We start from the raw sequence: 16,327 nt of genomic DNA, 5'->3' as shown, positions 1-16,327 counted from the left end.
ATCCTTATTTCCTTGGTACGCTTCTGGCGTGACTTTGCAATGAAAAAATCATCGCCCGGGTCTGAAAGCCACCTTAGCGGCGTCGCCTTGTGGCGGCGGATTGCCGATGCGATCCGGCTCGATATCATTGGCGGCAAGCTGGCAAGCGGCACGGCGCTTGATACCGAGGCGCGGCTGGCGAAACGGTTTGGTGCCAATCGTCACACGGTACGGCGGGCGCTGTCGGTGCTGCAGACTGAAGGGGTCATTCGCACAGAGCAGGGACGCGGCAGCTTTGTCGATCGTGCCCGCCGCCTGCGCTATCCCATCGGCAAGCGCACGCGCTTTTCTGAAGGGCTGGCGGGTCAAGCCAATCGGCTGCGTACCCAGTTGCTATCGAGTTCCCACGAGGCCGGGGCCATTGCGCAAACGCGCGCGTTGGACCTGCATCCCGGCGCTCGATTGGTGCGGCTCGAAACCGTTTCCTGGGCAGATGACCGCCCGGTATCGCGCGCCACGGCGTGGTTGAGCCTACAAGCACTTTACCGATTTTGCCGAGCGGTTTGCGACAATGGAATCGATAACCGCGACGCTGGTCTGCTATGGCCATGCCGACTACGCCCGCGCCAGCACCGCCATATCGGCCCGCCATGCCGACGCCGAGGAAACGGCGGCGCTCAAGCTGGCACCAGGCGCCATTGTTCTGGTTTCCGAAGCTATTGACGCCACGCCCGGCGGCACGCCATTGCTCTTCGGGCTATCGCGCTTTCCCGCAGATCTGATGGAGTTGCTGATCTAGCCTGAAGCACCCAACGCCTTTAGCAAATATTGTTGGACGGTCCGGGTTGGGATAGGCTTTATGTGACTTGAAACAATGACTGATCCGATCATGGCGCAATTGCGCAATAATATCTTGTGTCAACGGCTTGGCTGCGAGTGGCCAATAGTACTGGCGGGAATGGGCGGGGTTTCCCGTTCTGAACTGGTGGCGGCAGTAAGCGCCGCTGGCGGCTTCGGTTTTTTGGGGATGGTGCGGGAACCGGTTAGACTGATCGAGCTGGAAATTACCAATCTACGTCGGGGCGGCCTCAACAATTTCGGGGTCAATCTGATCCCGGCGGCGACTGAACCGGCCCTGCTCGGGGCGCAAATCGAGTTGTGCATCACACAGGGCGTGCCGGTTGTCGGGCTGTTCTGGGATATCGACAAGGATGTGATCGCGCGTCTCAAACAGGCCGACATCACGGTGGTCTATCAGACGGGATCGGTCTCCGAGGCCATCGCCGCCGAACAGGCGGGTGCCGATATTATCATTGCCCAAGGCCGCGAGGCGGGAGGGCATGTACGCGGCACGCAGCACCTGCATAAATTGTTGCCTGCGGTCGTGCAGGCAGTCGGCGTGCCTGTCGTTGCGGCCGGCGGGCTGTCGACCGGCGACGATCTGATCACCGCCATGGCGCTTGGCGCACAAGGCATGGTGATGGGCACGGCGCTGATGGCGACCCGCGAGTCCTTTGCCCATGATTTTCACAAGCAGGCGCTGATTGGCGCCACGGCCGGGGACACGCAACTGACCACGCAATTTCACATCAACTGGCCTGCCCATGCCGCAGTGCGGGTGTTGAAATCGGCGCTTGAATCAGCAGCGCTAGGCGATCGAGAGGCTTCGGGCAACAATGTTATCGGCGCCGAAGGCGACCGAGCGATCTATCGCTTCAGCACCGATTCGCCGCTACGCAACATGTCAGGACACTTTGGCGAGATGGCGCTCTATGCGGGCACCGGGGTCGGGGCAATCGGCGATATTCCAACCGCACAGGAACGCGTTGACCGATGTCTTGCGCGGGCGCAGGACCTGATGGTCTCGGTGGCCGATGAAACTGAAATGAGCCTCGCCTGCCTGCTATGCCGACGCCATGGTTGGCGCCTATATGGGACACGCGGACGCCGACGAAATTGCCGAGACGCTGGCGGCGTTGTCGGCACTCCTGCACCAACTATTGGGTATTGTTCTTGCGGCCAGATCAGATGGGCCGAACGATAGCGCGCCGTTTGTTGATCAGGGTTATCAATATGCCCGCTGGGTGTTGCAGGTGGACCGGCTGGTCGGCAGCGCCGACGCTCATAATGGTCATCACCAGCGTTCAACGCCGGACGAGGCAGAACTGACTGATGAGAACATCGCCGACATTGCCAGTCGAATTATTGCTTGCCTCGGCGCGCTGATGCCCCGCCTGCCCGACAACGCGCTGCGGCGTGAGTTGACCCCGCTGGCCGGATTTGTCGAGACCATGCATCCGCCGCGACCGGTCTAGTGGTGCGGGGGCGTATCAATTATGTTGCATCTTTCGCTGGCTGTTGACGTTTATGGTCGTGGCGCCGATTCTGGCGCCCTTGGTTTGCGCCGATATTGAACTGGACCTGATTGCCCTATGCTCGAGCCTACTTAAGTTTCGCCCCCTGCTGTTGTTGATTGCACTGACGGGGGTATTGGCGCTGAGCGCGCCAAATCAGGTGAAAGCCCAAATCATTCCTGGCCTGCCCAGCACGAGTTCAAGCGAAACAGCAGCTGATCCAAGTTCGATAAAACTGCTGATCGACGTGCTCAAGGACGACACGGCGCGTCAAAAGCTCATCGAGGAACTGGAGGCCAATGCCGACGGCACAGCAACCGGTAGTGCTGAGGCTGCCACCAGTAAGCCGAGCGTAGGCCTTGGTACCCAGATCGCCGAATTCACCCAGTCTACCGCTGAATCGGCAGCCCAATCGGCGCGGAGTCTTTGGGAGGAAATTGCCAAGGCACCGCAATTTTTCGGGTCACTTGCAGGCGGCGACTATCTGGGGCTCGGTGCGCAACTATTGCAGGTCGGCGTGCTGATCATATTGACCTATGCGCTGTTTTTCCTGCTGCGCTATCTGACCAACGGGTTTCGCGCCATGCTGGGCCGGCGGGCGGCGGCAGGCGGCTGGATTGCCAAAATCGTCGCCGTGGTGACGCTGCTGGTTACCAACATCGTTCTTGTGGTTCTCGCCTGGGGCGCCGGCACGGTTATGGCGATCAGCGTATTGGGGCAATCGGGGCAAGTGGTATTTGCCCACTCGCTGTTTCTGAACGCCTTTTTGGTGGTCGAAGTTTTTCAGGCTGTGGTTCGGGCGATCCTGGCACCGCGCCAACCCGGCCTGCGGACCCTGTCGCTCAGCGACGTCCAGGCACGCATGTTGACCAAATGGCTGCGGGTCACGGTTTCGATCGTGGTATTTTGCCAGTTGTTGCTGGTGCCAATCTTTAACCGCCAGGTATCAAACGTTGCCGGACAGGCCGTTTCCGCACTCGGATATCTGATCGTTCTGGCCCTGTTGTTCAATCTGGTCCTGCGGGTACGCGAACCGGTCTCGGACTGGATGACGCGTCACACCAAGGCGCTCGACAGCGACTTCCAACGCCTGATGGTGCGCAGTTGGCATGTACCGGTGCTGACCTATCTGATCATCCTGTTCGCGGTGGTGATGCTGTGGCCGGCCGATGTCATGATGGCCATGCTGTTGGCGACGGCAAAAATCATCGTCGCGGTAGTCTTGGGATTGATCGTGGCCAGCCTGCTCAACCGCATGATCCTGAACGGGGTGAAATTACCAGCCAATCTGTCCGACCGGGTGCCGCTGCTTGAAAAGCGGCTCAATGCCTTTGTGCCGCGCGCCCTGACCTTCCTGCGGCTATTGGTGTTGGCCGCGGTTACAGCAGCAACGCTGGACGCGATTGGTCTGTTCAGCCTTGGCGCCTGGTTTGAGTCGGATGTCGGCGCCGGTTTTGCCAGTTCGCTGGCAACCGTTATTGTCATGGCGCTGATTGCCTTTGGCGCCTGGTTGATTATCAGCTCCTGGGTCGACTATCGGCTACAGGATGGCCCGAACTCCAAGGTCAAGGCGCGCGAGCGGACCTTGCTGGTGCTGCTGCGCAACGCGCTGTCGATCACCATTGCGGTCATGTCGTCAATGTTCATCCTGTCCGAGATCGGCATTGATATTGCGCCGTTGCTGGCCTCGGCCGGCGTCATTGGCCTGGCGATTGGCTTTGGCGCGCAAAAGCTGGTGCAGGACATTATCACCGGCATTTTCATACAGCTCGAAGGCGCTATCGACGTGGGCGACGTGGTCAGTATTGCCGGGATTTCGGGCAGCGTCGAACGCTTGACCATCCGGTCGGCCAGCCTGCGCGATGTCGAGGGGGTCTATCATATCGTGCCGTTCTCCTCGGTCGATACGGTCTCCAACTTCATGCGCGGTTTCGCCTATGCGCTTTGCGACATGGGCGTCGCCTATCGCGAGGATATGAGCGAAGTCAAAAAGGCGATGTTTGATGCCTTTGAAGAACTCAAGACCAATCCCGAGGTTGCACCCAATCTGGCGTCGCCAGAACTGGAATGGATGGGCATCAATGAATTTGGCGACAATGCAGTTGTCGCGCGGACCCGCATCATGACGCTGCCGGGCAAGCAATGGGCGACACGGCGCGCTTACAACGACATTCTCAAGACGGTGTTTGATGCGCGCGGTATCGAAATTCCGTTTCCGCACCAGACTATCTATTTTGGTGAGGACAAGAAGGGCAAGGCACCGCCGATGCGCATTGTTGCCGAAGCGGAAACGGACGATGAGTCGCAGGTGGTCATTGCCAAACCCAAGCGGAAAAGGCGCACGACCACAGCCAAGAAACCGGCGGATCGGGGACCGGATGTCCCCGATGGCGACGATTTCGACAATCCCGGCAGTTAGGCGGTCAACCTGGGTTTCAGGAGGCCAGCATCACGTGACGTACCTGGGTGTAATCAAGCAGCGACTGCATTGACAGGTCCGATCCGTAACCGGAATTTTTCATGCCGCCATGGGGCATTTCGGTGGCCATATTGCCGTGGGTGTTGACCCAGCTAACACCATATTCAAGACTGTTTGCCAACTGAATGGCGCGTTGACTATCGGCCGACCAGACCGATGATCCAAGCCCGTATTCGGAACTATTGGCCCAGCCCAGAGCGGTTTCCGGCGTGTCAAACGGGGTGATCGAAACCACCGGCCCGAAGACTTCCTTTTGAACGATTTCGGCGTCGAAGGGCGCCGCCACCAATGTCGGGGCGAAGAAATAGCCGTCGCCATCTGTCGCCGTACCCTGTATGACGTCGCCGCCAGCGCTGCGGGCGCGATCAACAAAGCCCGACACGCGTTCGAGCCTGTCGGTCACTGATCAGAGGTCCAAATTCGACATCGTCGCGTTCAGGCGCGCCGTAAACCAAGCTTTTGACCATGGTCTCGAGCCTTGTCGATCAGTTTCTGGGCAATGGTCTTGTCGGCAAAAATCCGGCACGCCGCCGTACAATCCTGCCCGGCATTATAAAAACTGGCTTCCCGCAAGGTTGCCACCAGCTTGTCGAGGTCGGCGTCGGCGCAGACGATGACCGGTGCCTTGCCGCCCAGTTCGAGATGGGTGCGCTTGATCATTGGCCCGGCGGCGGCGGCCAGCACCGCGCGCCCGGTGCGCACATCGCCGGTCAGCGAAATCATGCGTACCAGATCGTGGCTGATCAAAGGCTGACCAACATCAAGGCCACTGCCGCACACGACATTGACGACGCCGGGCGGCAATATTTCGGCAAATATTCGCGCCAGCGCCAACAGGCTGAGCGGGGTATATTCGGAGGGTTTGATCACCACCGCGTTGCCTGCCGCAATTGCCGGCGCAATTTTCCACGCGGCCATCAATAGCGGATAATTCCAGGGCGCGATCTGGGCGACAACGCCAATGCCGTCGCGCCGCATCATGCTGGTCAAACCGGCACGATAATTTCCCGAAGCCGTGGCGGGCATGTTGCGCACGGCGGTGGCGTAAAAACGGAAGACGTCGGCAACATTGACCAATTCGCCGGCTTTGACAAAACGCAACGGCTTGCCGGCATTGCGCGATTCAACGGCGGCCAGCGTGTCGGCATTGGCTTCAATCGCGGCGGCAATGGCCAGGAGTGCCGCTGACCGTTCGCGGGGTGTGGTGCGCGACCAGCTTTGGTAGGCGCGTTGGGCCGCACTGACCGCCTGTTCGATCTGCTCAGGGCTGGCGGAAGCAAGCTCGGCCAGAACCGTGCCGCGCGCAGGCTCGAAGGCCTTTTCAATGCCGCCCTGACCGTCGACAAATTTGTTGTCGATGAACAGTTGCGTCTCAAATTCACTCATTGCCGAAGTCCTGACCAGATTTCTTGAAAACTATGCCCGTGCGGGCGCGTGGTGACGGGTCGTCTCGCCGACATAGCGCCACAATGCCAGATCGTGGGCACGCTCGGCGGGCCGCCATTCGGGGTGCCATTGTACGGCAAATACCGGCGCTCTTGTGTTGATCCCCGAAATTGCCTCGATCACCCCATCGGGGCTCGTCGCATTGACCTTCAGATTGTCGCCAAGCCGATCGATAGCTTGAAAATGCACGCTATTGACGGTGAGGCTATCGGCGCCGGTGACCGCAAATAGAGGAGTATCGCGGTGTAGGGATATTTCATGGGCATGGCCGAACATTTCATCGATGCTGACGCCGTCGGGCGCGTGGTGGCGCGCGGCATTGCCACCGGCGGCCCGTAGGTCCGTCAGTGTTCCACCCATGGCAACATTGATTTCCTGCAGGCCCCGGCAAATGCCGAACACGGGTTTGCCAGCGGCCATCGCCGCCTGAACCAGCGCAATCGAATAAAGATCGCGCTCCTTGTCGATGGGCGCCTGGCCGGGTTCGGGGCTGCCGTAATGGGTTGGATCGATATTGGAATTCGAACCGGTCAGCAGGACCGCATCAAGTCGCTCAACGATGCTGGGTGCATTTTCCCGAGGCTGATTGCTGGCAATAAGGACCGGGATCGCATCGGCATGGCGAGAAACCCCTTCGAGATAGCGCAGCTTGACCGTCTGGGCCGCCTCCCCCTCGATGGAGCGCGTGCAGGCGATTACGCCGATGATTGGCTTATTGATGTGCATGGTCTAGATTCTGCCAATATGAGGAAACGGCCGCACTGTGCACTGATCCGCCTGAAAACGCATGATATATTTATCGCCTTTTACCGCTGATTTTAGCTATGTATCCCGCCTCGGCCAAACAAGAGCAATCGAGAATTTCCCTGATGAGTGCAGACGAGAACCCGAACGATAATTTTGTCAGTTGGTTGGCCGAACGGCCCGAGATCGAGGTCATGCATGTTGCTGTATGTGATCTCAATGGCATCATGCGCGGCAAGCGTATTCCCATCGAACAAGCTCTCCGCATCGCTGATGGGGGCATCCGCATGCCGCTGTCGATCGTCGGGGTGGATGTGTGGGGCGAGGATATTGTGGGCAATCCGCTGGTTTTTGTCGGTGGCGACAGCGATGGCATTTGCACGCCTACCGGGCGCGGCGCACTGCCGATCAACTGGACCTCGCGCCCCAGCGCCATGATCCCGCTGTGGCTGTTCCAGGAAACCGGCGAACCGTTTTATGGCGATCCACGCCAGTCATTGGCATTGATCGGGCGGCGTTATGCCGAACTGGGCCTGACCCCGGTGGTGGCAACGGAGCCTGGAATTTTATCTGGTCGATCCGAACGCCGATTCCGCTGTACCGCCGATTTCTCCTTATACTGGCAAGCGGCTTGATTCAGACGCCATCCTGTCGCTCGACGAGCCTTGAGGATTTTGGCGAGTTCTTTCGAGACGTCTATGCAGAATGCGAGGCCCAGAATGTGCCCGCCGATACTGCTGTGGCGGAAAACGGTATCGGGCAGTTTGAAATCAACATGCTGCACACCGCCGATCTGCTCAAGGCGGCCGATGACGCGGTGCTGTTCAAACGGATCGTCAAGGGCGTGGCGCGCAAGCACAAGCTGGTGGCCACCTTCATGGCCAAGCCCTATGGTACGCGCTCGGGGAACGGCTTTCATGTCCATTTCAGCGTCAATGACGCGGCCGGAAACAATGTATTCAATGATGGCACCGACACCGGCTCGCCAGTGATGCATCATGCCGTGGCGGGCCTTTTGGGCGGCATGGCGGAATCAACATTGTTGTTTGCGCCCCATTTCAATTCCTATCGCCGCCTTCGTCCCGACACGCACGCCCCAAGCGCCATCTCCTGGGGCTATGAAAATCGGACCACCGCCGTGCGCATTCCCGGTGGCAATCCTGCCGCGCGGCGTATTGAGCATCGGGTTTCGGGCGCCGACGCCAATCCCTATCTTGTCCTTGCCGGAATATTGGGCGCGGCGCTGGTGGGCATACAGGATGAAATGAAGCCACCAAAACCCTTTGCCGGGCGCGCCTATTCGGAGCGGCTGCCCAAGCTTCCCGCGGACTGGGCCTCGGCGGTCAATGCCTTTGAAGACGGTGAGATGATCCCGCGGATTTTCGAGCCAACCTTGCAGTCAATGTTCGTGGCGTGCAAACGGCAGGAGATCGCTGGTTTTGCCTCACAGGTCACAGATCTGGAATTTAGTGCCTATCTGGAAATCGTCTGATGGCAAACTCCCAAAGCTATGCTGGCAACGGTGCCTACCCGCCAAGTTATTATGCCGCCTCGAAAACCATCGATCGAAAGCCGGTCAAACTGGAGGGCGATGTTGAAGCCGACATCTGCGTCGTTGGAGCCGGATATTCGGGCCTGTCGTCGGCCCTGCATCTGGCCGAGCACGGCTATAAGGTGGTCGTGGTCGAAGGGGCCGCTGTCGGTTGGGGCGCCTCGGGCCGCAATGGCGGGCAGGTGGTCAATGGCCTCAATGCCAGCCTTGGCACCATCGAAAGCCGCTATGGCGCCGATACCGCAAAATTTGTCGGCTCATTGGTGCAGGAAGGCGCCGGAATCATCAATGATTGGGTCGAGCGCTACAAGATCGATTGTGATCTGCGCCGTGGCAATATTTATGCCGCCTATACGCCCAAACATGTAAGCGAGCTTGAAGCCAAGCAGGCGCTGTGGCGGCGCTATGGCATGGACGATCATGAAATGCTCGATGCCAAATCGATCCGCAGCCATATCGGTAGCGACGTCTATTGTGGTGGCATGATCGACCATTCGGGCGGCCATATGCATCCGCTCAATCTTGCCTTGGGCGAAGCGGCAGCGCTTGAGGGGTTGGGTGGTGTTATTTTTGAGCATTCACCGGTCACCAAAGTCAATCAAACCGCCAGCGGGGCTGAGGTCTTGACTGCGAATGGCAAGGTTTCGGCCAAGGCGGTGCTGGTGTGCGGCAATGCCTATCTCGGCAATGTCGTGCCCGAACTGACAGCGCGGGTAATGCCGGTTTCAACCCAGATGATGGCGACGGAGCCGTTGGGCGCCGACCGTGCCCAGCAATTACTGCCGACCGGCATGTGTGTTGAGGATGTACGCTATATTCTCGATTATTTCCGCCTGAGCGGCGACAACAGGCTGATTTTTGGCGGCGGGGTAGTTTATGGCGGCACCGATCCAGCCGACGTCATCGCCAAGCTGCGACCCAATATGGACAAGGTGTTTCCACAACTCGGCGATATCAAAATCGACTATGCCTGGAGTGGCAATTTTGCCCTGTCATTCTCGCGGGTGCCACAGTTGGGGCGGCTGGGCGACAATGTCTATTTCGCCCATGGCTATTCGGGTCACGGCATAACAGGCTCGCACCTGTTTGGCCGTATTTTAGCCGAGGCGGTCAATGGCGATCTAACCCGGTTCGACACTTTTGCCAGCCTGCCCTGGATACCATTTCCGGGCGGGCGCAGGTTCCGGGCGCAATATTCAACGCTTGGGTCTTGGTGGTATGCCTTCAAGGATCGGATGGGGCTTTAGCGGGGTCGGGTTCGAGCAGCGGCAGGGTGATGGCAAAACAGGCGCCCTGCCCCTTATGATCGACAAGATCGAGCGTGCCGTTCATGCTGGCGATGATTTCGCGACTGATCGGCAGACCAAGCCCGGCACCGGCCTCCCGTGGTCGGGCGCTGCGGCCTCCACGATAGAATTTGTGGAATATCCGGGCGCGGTCTTTTTCGGCAATGCCGGGCCCATTGTCGCTCACCTCAATGATATAATCAGTACCGGCAATGCGGGAACTCACCCCGATTTCGGGATGTTCGGCATCATTGTATTTGATGGCGTTCGAAATGAGATTGATGAGCACCTGAGACAACCGGTGCGGTTCGCCGGCAACAATGGCGCCTGGGGCACGGGCACCAACCGCGATGGCGATACCGCGCTGCCGCGCCAGCGCATCGCAGACCCGCACCGCGCGATCCAGCGCAATCTCGGCATCGACCGGGCGATTAACCCAGTCGCGTTTGCCGCTTTCGAGCGCCGACAGATCAAGGATTTCATCGAGCAGATCGGTTAAACGCAGGCTTTCCTCATGAATGGTGGCGACGAAGCGCTGATGGTCGAGCCTTGTCTAGTTTTTCGCCGTCGAGCAGGATTTCGGCGAAGGAGCGAATGGCGGTCATCGGGGTGCGCACTTCATGGCTGACCTGGCTCAGGAAATCATCCTTTTGCTGGTCGACCTCGCGCAGTTGCAGATTGGCGATTTCGAGTTGATCGGCCGTCGAGCGCAGCGCTGCCGACGTACGTTCAAGCTGTTGGGAATATTCGATGACCTGTTGGGTTTCGTCGGCCATCTGCATGACTTCTTCGAGTGAAATAGCTTCGCCCGATACCACTTTGGACAGCATGACATGGGCGGACGCGGCACCAATGGAGCCCGCCAGTTCACGTTCCAGTCGGGCGATGAATTCGGGACTGGTATCGCCCCCGGCGCGCGGCAGACCGGCAAATAGAATTGTCGCCCGTTCAGCACCCAGAACACGCTGTGCTACGAAAAACAGATCGTTGGAGGTAGCCGAGCCGCGCATGAAATGGGGGTCGCTGCGGCCTTGGCGCCGAAACGCATCGACGAACAAAGTTGCCTGCAATCGTTCGAGTGCTGATTGGCTGGTGAGCAGTGATACCAGCACCAGCGTTGCGGTATTGAGAAACAGGCTCCAGAACACCGAATGAACCAGCGGGTCGAGCCCCGACAGGCCGAACAGGGCCTGTGGACGCAACCAGTCAATGCCCCAGGGACCCTCTGCCATCAATTGGGCGACAATCGGCGAGGATGTTTCAAAACTGGGCACGAACATCGACCAGGCCCAGATGACAAAGCCGACGCTTACCGCCCAGATGGCGCCCTTGACCGTCGCTTCGCGCCAGAACAGGGCGGCAACGATGGCGGGCAGGAACTGGGCGACACCGGCAAACGAGATCAGCCCGATCGGTGCCAACGCATCGCTGTCACGCGTGAGGTAGAAATAGAAGAACCCCAGAAACAGGATCAGGCCGATCGACAGGCGCCGCGAATTGAGCAGCAGGCGACTGACGCCCTGCCCATCGGTGGCGCCGAGGCCGCTGGTGGTGCGCAAGACGATGGGCATGACGATGTGGTTGGAGACCATGATCGAAAGCGCGATGGCCTCGACGATGATCATCGATGTTGCCGAGGAAAAGCCGCCAACAAATGCCAAAAGCGCCAGCCCCTGCTGTCCGGCCGCAAGTGGCAGGGTCAACACGAACATGTCGGGGTTCGATCCGGCGGGCAGCGAGGTCATGCCAAACAGCGCGATGGGTAGGGTGAACAGGCTCATCAACAGCAGGTAGCCGGGAAAGGCCCAACTGGCGGTGCGCAGATGGTTTTCGTCGGAATTTTCAACAACGGTGATCTGGAACTGGCGTGGCAGGCAAATGATGGCGGCGACTGACAGTACATTCATGGCGATCCAGCGATTGCCAAAAATTTCGTGCGAATAGATGTCGATATTTTGCGCTTCGGCGCGGGCGAAAATCGCCTCAAACCCGCCGCCGGCATAGATGACAAAGGCGCCGATCGCGATCAAGGCGCAAAGTTTGACGACCGCCTCAAATGCAATGGCGGCGACTACACCATGGTGCTGCTCCTTGGCATCGACATTGCGGGTGCCAAATAGGATGGTGAACAGGGCCATTGCCGCCGCCACGCCCAGCGCCAGCCCAACGTCATCGACACCGGCAAAGCTGCCGCGTCCAGCGCTTGACGAGACGGCGATAGCCTGGATCGAGGAGGTGACGGCCTTGAGTTGGAGCGCGATATAGGGGGCAATGCCGATGACGGCGATTAAGGTTACAAGCACAGCCAGGCGGCTGGATTTGCCAAAGCGCGAGGAGAGCAGATCTGCCACCGAGGTGATGCGCTGATCATGGGCAATGCGGACAAGTTTGCGCAGGACGAACCACCAGCCAACGAACACCAGTGTGGGACCGAGATAGATAGCCAGATATTCGAGCCCGTTGCGGGCGGCGGAGCCGACAGCACCGTAAAAGGTCCAGCTGGTGCAATAGACCGAGATCGACAAGGTATAGATCAGCGGCGAGCGCAGAAGGCCGCCGGGGTTGGCGCGCGCCCGCCTGTCCCCGACATAGGCAATGAGGAACAATAGTCCCACATAGCCGACGGCGGTGGCGATGACGAAATCCGCCGAGAGCATCAGTTGTCTGGCCCCGAGGGCGGCGACTGGGTGCCCGACGCGGGCAGGCGACGGGCAAACCATGCCGTCGCGATCACAAGCCCGAGCCAAACCACAAAGAGATAGATGACTTCAGCGGGAATGCCGAACAGGCGCTGGCGCAAATTGAATAGCAACACCAGCGGCGGCATGAACAGCATGGCGCCGAAAAGCGTCAGAAACAATGCCGCGCTCTGCAGCTTGCGCCCGCTCATCATTGCCGGATCTCGTCTCCCAACAGCGTGCGCACCGCGTCGACAACATCGGCATTGGCATATGGCTTGGTGACAAATCCGGACGCGCCGAGTTCGGCGGCGGTGCGCCGATCCTGCTGCTGGCCCTTGGCGGTCAGAATCAGCACCGGCAGATCACGGGTTGCCTGTTCGGCGCGCAACTGCTTGAGCACTTCAAATCCCGAGCGCTTGGGCAACATGACATCGAGCACCAAAAGGCGCGGGCGCGACGCATGAACCGCTGCCAGAGCCGCGACCCCGTCGGTGACCGAACCGGTCGACCAACCGGCGCGGCTCAAGATGAAATCGAGCGATTCCAAAATGCTCGGCTCATCCTCTGCAATGAGTATATCGAGTGCCAATTTCCCCCCTTGCTCCCGCTCTCCCACCAGGAACGCCAGCACTAAATCTTAATTCCGGTCGCCGGTCAAAAGCTTCGCGGTAGGAACGGGGCGCGGACGGCCGCCTGCCCGCCACCGGGCGCCAGCGTCTCCTCTTGCCGATCGGGGCAGTCGCGCCGAGTACAGAGTCGGCATGACGGCCCAACCGGCAGATCGGCGGCTTCGTCCGCCAGGTCAAGCCCCGCCGCATAGACGGTCCGGTCGGCATGGAGCACATCACAGGCCAGCATGGTCGAGGTATGGATGGCGCGGTCGCGAAAACTGGCGGCGCGCCGGGCGGCGGTTTTGGCCAGAAACAGATAGCGCGAACCATCGGTGAACCGAACGATCTGGCGCACGGCATGGTCGGGGGCGCGGAACGCTGCATAGATCGCCCACAAAGGGCAAGCGTGACCGGTGTTTGGCAGCAAGAGGCCGGGCAGCGGGAAATGCTTGGTCAGGCGGCCCGCTGGATCAGCCCGCAAAAAGCCGAACGGCACACCGGCCGCACCCGGGCGCCGCAATGTGGTGAGGCGATGGGCCACCTGCTCAAAACTGGCGGTATAGATCTGGCGCAGGGCCTCAATGTCGTAATGGGTGGCCTCGGCGTCAGCCAGAAACCGCTCATAGGGAAATACAACCGCTCCGGCCAGATAGGATGTCAGCGCCCGATAGCCGAGGCGTCGCGCCGTTTGCGAATGCAGGATGGGGTTGGCGATTTCGGTTTCGATCAAATCTGTTGCACTCAGTTCGACCAGCAGGCGGGTGAGCTGGAACTGTCGGGTGGACGCCATGGAACTGGTCTGAAACCACATGATCCGCTGTTCGGCGTTGAAGTGATATTGGCCGGGAAATCCCAATGCATCAGTTTTACGGCCAGCACTGCGGGTAACGCTGACGCCGTGTTTGCGAGCGAGGACATCGAGCAAAGCCGCCTCCCCAAACGCCCCCCGTTCATCGATGTCGGCACGAAGATCACTTGCCGCTGCCTCGAGCGTGGGAAAATGGTTGTCGCTCTGGTAGATCAGATCATCGAGTTCGCGCACCGGCGATGACGACCGATTAGTCCTCGCCTCGCGGTCAAAATGACCGATCAGAGTATGGGCGACTTCGCTAAGGCTTCGCGCCTCGCGACCGATCGAGGTGCGAAACCGCTTTCGCTCATGCTCGCCCAGATCCGGCATGTCCTCAAGAATTTCAGCGCTGGAGCGCACAGCGGTGATACTGGACAATATCTGGTGCAGGAGCTGGCTGAACAGGGGATCACTGCGCAGGCGATCAGCATAATTGTCAGCATTGGCTGTCGCTTCGACATAGGCGCGATGCAGGCGCGCAATGGCCTCGGCAGCGACCGGCTGTTCGGCCACCAACTGACGGCTGTCGGGCGCTGTGCCGCCAAGTTGTTGCAGCGCCGGATCGGCGAAGGCTTCCTCGACATCGGCCATGAGGCGCTGTTCGCTCTCGCCGGTCAAGCTGTCGATTTCGACATCAAGAGCACCGGCAATGCGCAACAGCAGAGCGCCGCCAACGTCGCGCTTGTTGCGCTCGATCAGGTTGAGATAGCTGGGAGAAATCTCGACGCGACGCGCCAATTCGGCCTGCGAAATGGCTTTTGCCTTGCGGCGCGTGGTGATCCTGATGCCTATGGGTGCACGCATTCTCTCTCCCGATTTGTCAATCTATTAACAGTTTTTGGTGAAATCAAGTGCAATAATTTACAAAATATTACAGCGATTTCAGCTGTCTATTGAAAACATTACAAAGGGCGCAAATACTGCCCCGGCGGCAGATGCGTCGGCAATGCACCGACCTCCCGCGACAATGGAGGAGCTTATGACGAAGTCCCTGAAGGGGTTTAATCGCCGCGCCGTGGTCAAGACCGGGCTTGCCAGCATTCTGGCAACCGGCGTTGCGCCGCTTGTGCTGAGCCGTGGTGCCTATGCCCAGGAATATTGCAATGCCCCCACCGGTGACTCGGTCACCCTGGGGTTCAACGTGCCGCTGACCGGCCCTTATGCTGATGAAGGCGCCGACGAACAGCGCGCATTCGAATTGGCCGTGGAACATCTCAACGGCGATGGCGATGGCGGCATGCTGCCGACCTACACGCCGAGCGTTTTGACCGGCCAGGGTGTTTTGGGCAAAAAGGTTGCCTTCGTGACCGGTGATACCCAGACCAAGGCCGACGCCGCGCGCGACTCGGCCCGCCGCATGATTGAACGCGACGGCGCCGTCATGATTTCGGGCGGTTCGTCCTCGGGCGTCGCCATTGCCGTACAAGGCCTGTGCCAGGAAATGGGCGTCATCTTCATGGCGGCGTTGACCCACTCCAACGATACGACCGGCAAGGACAAGAAGCGCTACGGTTTCCGCCACTTCTTCAATGCCTATCAAACCGGTGTGGCGATCGCGCCCTCGTTGGCCAAGGCCTATGGCAATGATCGTGTCGCCTATCATCTGACCGCCGATTATACTTGGGGCTGGACTACCGAGGAATCGATGATTGCCTCCACCGAAAAACTCGGCTGGAAGACAATTACCCCGGTCCGAACCCCGGTTGGTGCAGGCGATTTCAGCCAGTACATCACGCCGGTGTTGAATTCGGGCGCCGACGTCCTGATTCTCAACCATTATGGCTTTGACATGGTCAATTCGCTGACCCAGGCGGTTCAGTTCGGCCTCAAAGACAAGATGGTCAATGGCAAGCAGTTCGAGATTGTGACACCGCTGGTGTCCGATCTGATGGCCAAGGGTGCCGGCGCTGCCATGAAGGGCATTTACGGCACGTCCAACTGGGACTGGCAGTTGCCAGACGCAGGCTCGCAGGCCTTCACCAAATCCTTTGGTGCAAAATACGGCCAGCCACCGAGCCAGGCCGCGCACACGGCCTATGTACAGACCCTGCTCTATGCCGATGCCTGCGAACGCGCCGGAACCTTCTATCCGCCCGAAGTCATCAAGCAGCTTGAAGGCTTCGAGTTCGATGGGTTGGGTAATGGTCCGACACTTTATCGCGCCGCCGACCATCAGTGCTTCAAGGATGTGCTGGTGGTGCAGGGCAAGGAAACGCCGGCGAACCCATTCGATCTGCTCGAGCACGTCGATACGGCCTCGCGCGAAAGCGTCACCTACGACCCCGCCATTTTTGGTGGCGAACTCGGTCCCGATACTGCGGCCATGTGCTAGCAGCGTTACCCGG

General features: G+C 59.5%; 13 protein-coding genes and 3 pseudogenes. 9 read left to right on the top strand and 7 right to left on the bottom strand.

Going from position 1 to position 16,327, the window contains the following annotated elements:
• Positions 1 to 39: 39 nt before the first annotated feature.
• From PSQ19_RS19530 to PSQ19_RS15560, 5 genes and pseudogenes are all read left to right on the top strand, one after another.
• A pseudogene (locus tag PSQ19_RS19530) lies at positions 40 to 462 on the top strand (GntR family transcriptional regulator); the annotation flags it as partial.
• A gap of 88 nt (positions 463 to 550) precedes the next feature.
• Entirely contained in the window at positions 551 to 778 is a 228-nt protein-coding gene (locus PSQ19_RS19525) for a UTRA domain-containing protein (RefSeq protein ID WP_328517672.1), read from the top strand.
• 75 nt (positions 779 to 853) lie between these two features.
• Positions 854 to 2,023, top strand: coding sequence for an NAD(P)H-dependent flavin oxidoreductase (locus tag PSQ19_RS15570; protein ID WP_282218482.1), 1,170 nt, complete (start codon positions 854 to 856; stop codon positions 2,021 to 2,023).
• Positions 1,980 to 2,294 (top strand): hypothetical protein, encoded by a 315-nt coding sequence (locus PSQ19_RS15565; RefSeq protein WP_282218481.1) that lies wholly within the window; start codon positions 1,980 to 1,982, stop codon positions 2,292 to 2,294. Before PSQ19_RS15570 ends, PSQ19_RS15565 begins: the two co-directional genes overlap by 44 nt.
• Before the next feature lie 52 nt (positions 2,295 to 2,346).
• The gene (locus tag PSQ19_RS15560; protein WP_282218480.1) at positions 2,347 to 4,752 is read left to right on the top strand and encodes a mechanosensitive ion channel domain-containing protein; all 2,406 of its coding nucleotides are present in this window, start codon (positions 2,347 to 2,349) and stop codon (positions 4,750 to 4,752) included.
• Positions 4,753 to 4,768: 16 nt separating this feature from the next.
• On the opposite strand, the pseudogene PSQ19_RS15550 reads toward PSQ19_RS15560, so the two are convergent.
• Together PSQ19_RS15550 and PSQ19_RS15545 are read right to left on the bottom strand one after the other, a co-directional pair.
• Positions 4,769 to 6,198 (bottom strand): annotated as a pseudogene (locus PSQ19_RS15550) (aminobutyraldehyde dehydrogenase).
• A gap of 30 nt (positions 6,199 to 6,228) precedes the next feature.
• Complete coding sequence (locus PSQ19_RS15545; protein WP_282218477.1) at positions 6,229 to 6,984, bottom strand: gamma-glutamyl-gamma-aminobutyrate hydrolase family protein; 756 nt, start codon at positions 6,982 to 6,984, stop codon at positions 6,229 to 6,231.
• Positions 6,985 to 7,127: 143 nt separating this feature from the next.
• Here PSQ19_RS15545 and PSQ19_RS19520 point away from each other — a divergent pair.
• Positions 7,128 to 8,494, top strand: a pseudogene (locus PSQ19_RS19520) (glutamine synthetase family protein).
• Positions 8,494 to 9,801, top strand: coding sequence for an NAD(P)/FAD-dependent oxidoreductase (locus tag PSQ19_RS15530; RefSeq protein ID WP_282218474.1), 1,308 nt, complete (start codon positions 8,494 to 8,496; stop codon positions 9,799 to 9,801). The pseudogene PSQ19_RS19520 and the gene PSQ19_RS15530 overlap by 1 nt, the downstream one beginning before the upstream one ends.
• Here PSQ19_RS15530 and PSQ19_RS15525 read toward each other — a convergent pair.
• Positions 9,779 to 10,129, bottom strand: a complete 351-nt coding sequence (locus tag PSQ19_RS15525; protein WP_282218473.1) for a sensor histidine kinase — start codon at positions 10,127 to 10,129, stop codon at positions 9,779 to 9,781. The two genes, PSQ19_RS15530 and PSQ19_RS15525, sit on opposite strands and share 23 nt — an antisense overlap.
• Positions 10,130 to 10,141: 12 nt before the next feature.
• Between PSQ19_RS15525 and PSQ19_RS15520 the strand changes: the two genes are divergently transcribed.
• On the top strand, positions 10,142 to 10,339 hold the full coding sequence (locus PSQ19_RS15520; protein WP_282218472.1) for a hypothetical protein: 198 nt from the start codon (positions 10,142 to 10,144) through the stop codon (positions 10,337 to 10,339).
• 13 nt (positions 10,340 to 10,352) lie between these two features.
• On the opposite strand, the gene PSQ19_RS15515 is transcribed toward PSQ19_RS15520, so the two are convergent.
• The 4 genes from PSQ19_RS15515 to PSQ19_RS15500 all read right to left on the bottom strand — a co-directional run bounded on the left by PSQ19_RS15515 (position 10,353) and on the right by PSQ19_RS15500 (position 14,786).
• Positions 10,353 to 12,497 carry a histidine kinase dimerization/phospho-acceptor domain-containing protein gene (locus tag PSQ19_RS15515; RefSeq protein WP_282218471.1) on the bottom strand — a complete coding sequence of 715 codons (2,145 nt, stop codon included), beginning with the start codon at positions 12,495 to 12,497 and terminating at the stop codon, positions 10,353 to 10,355.
• Positions 12,497 to 12,733 (bottom strand): hypothetical protein, encoded by a 237-nt coding sequence (locus tag PSQ19_RS15510; RefSeq protein WP_282218470.1) that lies wholly within the window; start codon positions 12,731 to 12,733, stop codon positions 12,497 to 12,499. Before PSQ19_RS15510 ends, PSQ19_RS15515 begins: the two co-directional genes overlap by 1 nt.
• A complete protein-coding gene (locus PSQ19_RS15505; RefSeq protein WP_282218469.1) occupies positions 12,730 to 13,110 on the bottom strand; it encodes a response regulator transcription factor in 381 nt (126 codons plus the stop codon). Before PSQ19_RS15505 ends, PSQ19_RS15510 begins: the two co-directional genes overlap by 4 nt.
• 65 nt (positions 13,111 to 13,175) lie before the next feature.
• Positions 13,176 to 14,786 carry a helix-turn-helix domain-containing protein gene (locus tag PSQ19_RS15500; protein WP_282218468.1) on the bottom strand — a complete coding sequence of 537 codons (1,611 nt, stop codon included), beginning with the start codon at positions 14,784 to 14,786 and terminating at the stop codon, positions 13,176 to 13,178.
• 175 nt (positions 14,787 to 14,961) lie between these two features.
• Between PSQ19_RS15500 and PSQ19_RS15495 the strand changes: the two genes are divergently transcribed.
• Entirely contained in the window at positions 14,962 to 16,314 is a 1,353-nt protein-coding gene (locus tag PSQ19_RS15495) for a substrate-binding protein (protein ID WP_282218467.1), read from the top strand.
• The last annotated feature ends 13 nt before the right edge of the window (positions 16,315 to 16,327 follow it).

Origin of the sequence: Devosia algicola (assembly GCF_028816455.1) — a bacterium.
Classification (GTDB): Bacteria; Pseudomonadota; Alphaproteobacteria; order Rhizobiales; family Devosiaceae; genus Devosia; species Devosia algicola.
The sequence above is the reverse complement of the archived record's forward strand: the minus strand, read 5'-3'. Positions and strand labels throughout refer to the sequence as shown.

Bases quoted from the DNA above. Each gene is read 5' to 3' on its own strand.
- PSQ19_RS19525 (WP_328517672.1), top strand. From the start codon at position 551: ATGGAATCGATAACCGCGACGCTGGTCTGCTATGGCCATGCCGACTAC.
- PSQ19_RS15570 (WP_282218482.1), top strand. From the start codon at position 854: ATGACTGATCCGATCATGGCGCAATTGCGCAATAATATCTTGTGTCAA.
- PSQ19_RS15560 (WP_282218480.1), top strand. From the start codon at position 2,347: ATGGTCGTGGCGCCGATTCTGGCGCCCTTGGTTTGCGCCGATATTGAA.
- PSQ19_RS15545 (WP_282218477.1), bottom strand. From the start codon at position 6,984: ATGCACATCAATAAGCCAATCATCGGCGTAATCGCCTGCACGCGCTCC.
- PSQ19_RS15530 (WP_282218474.1), top strand. From the start codon at position 8,494: ATGGCAAACTCCCAAAGCTATGCTGGCAACGGTGCCTACCCGCCAAGT.
- PSQ19_RS15515 (WP_282218471.1), bottom strand. From the start codon at position 12,497: ATGCTCTCGGCGGATTTCGTCATCGCCACCGCCGTCGGCTATGTGGGA.
- PSQ19_RS15510 (WP_282218470.1), bottom strand. From the start codon at position 12,733: ATGATGAGCGGGCGCAAGCTGCAGAGCGCGGCATTGTTTCTGACGCTT.
- PSQ19_RS15500 (WP_282218468.1), bottom strand. From the start codon at position 14,786: ATGCGTGCACCCATAGGCATCAGGATCACCACGCGCCGCAAGGCAAAA.
- PSQ19_RS15495 (WP_282218467.1), top strand. From the start codon at position 14,962: ATGACGAAGTCCCTGAAGGGGTTTAATCGCCGCGCCGTGGTCAAGACC.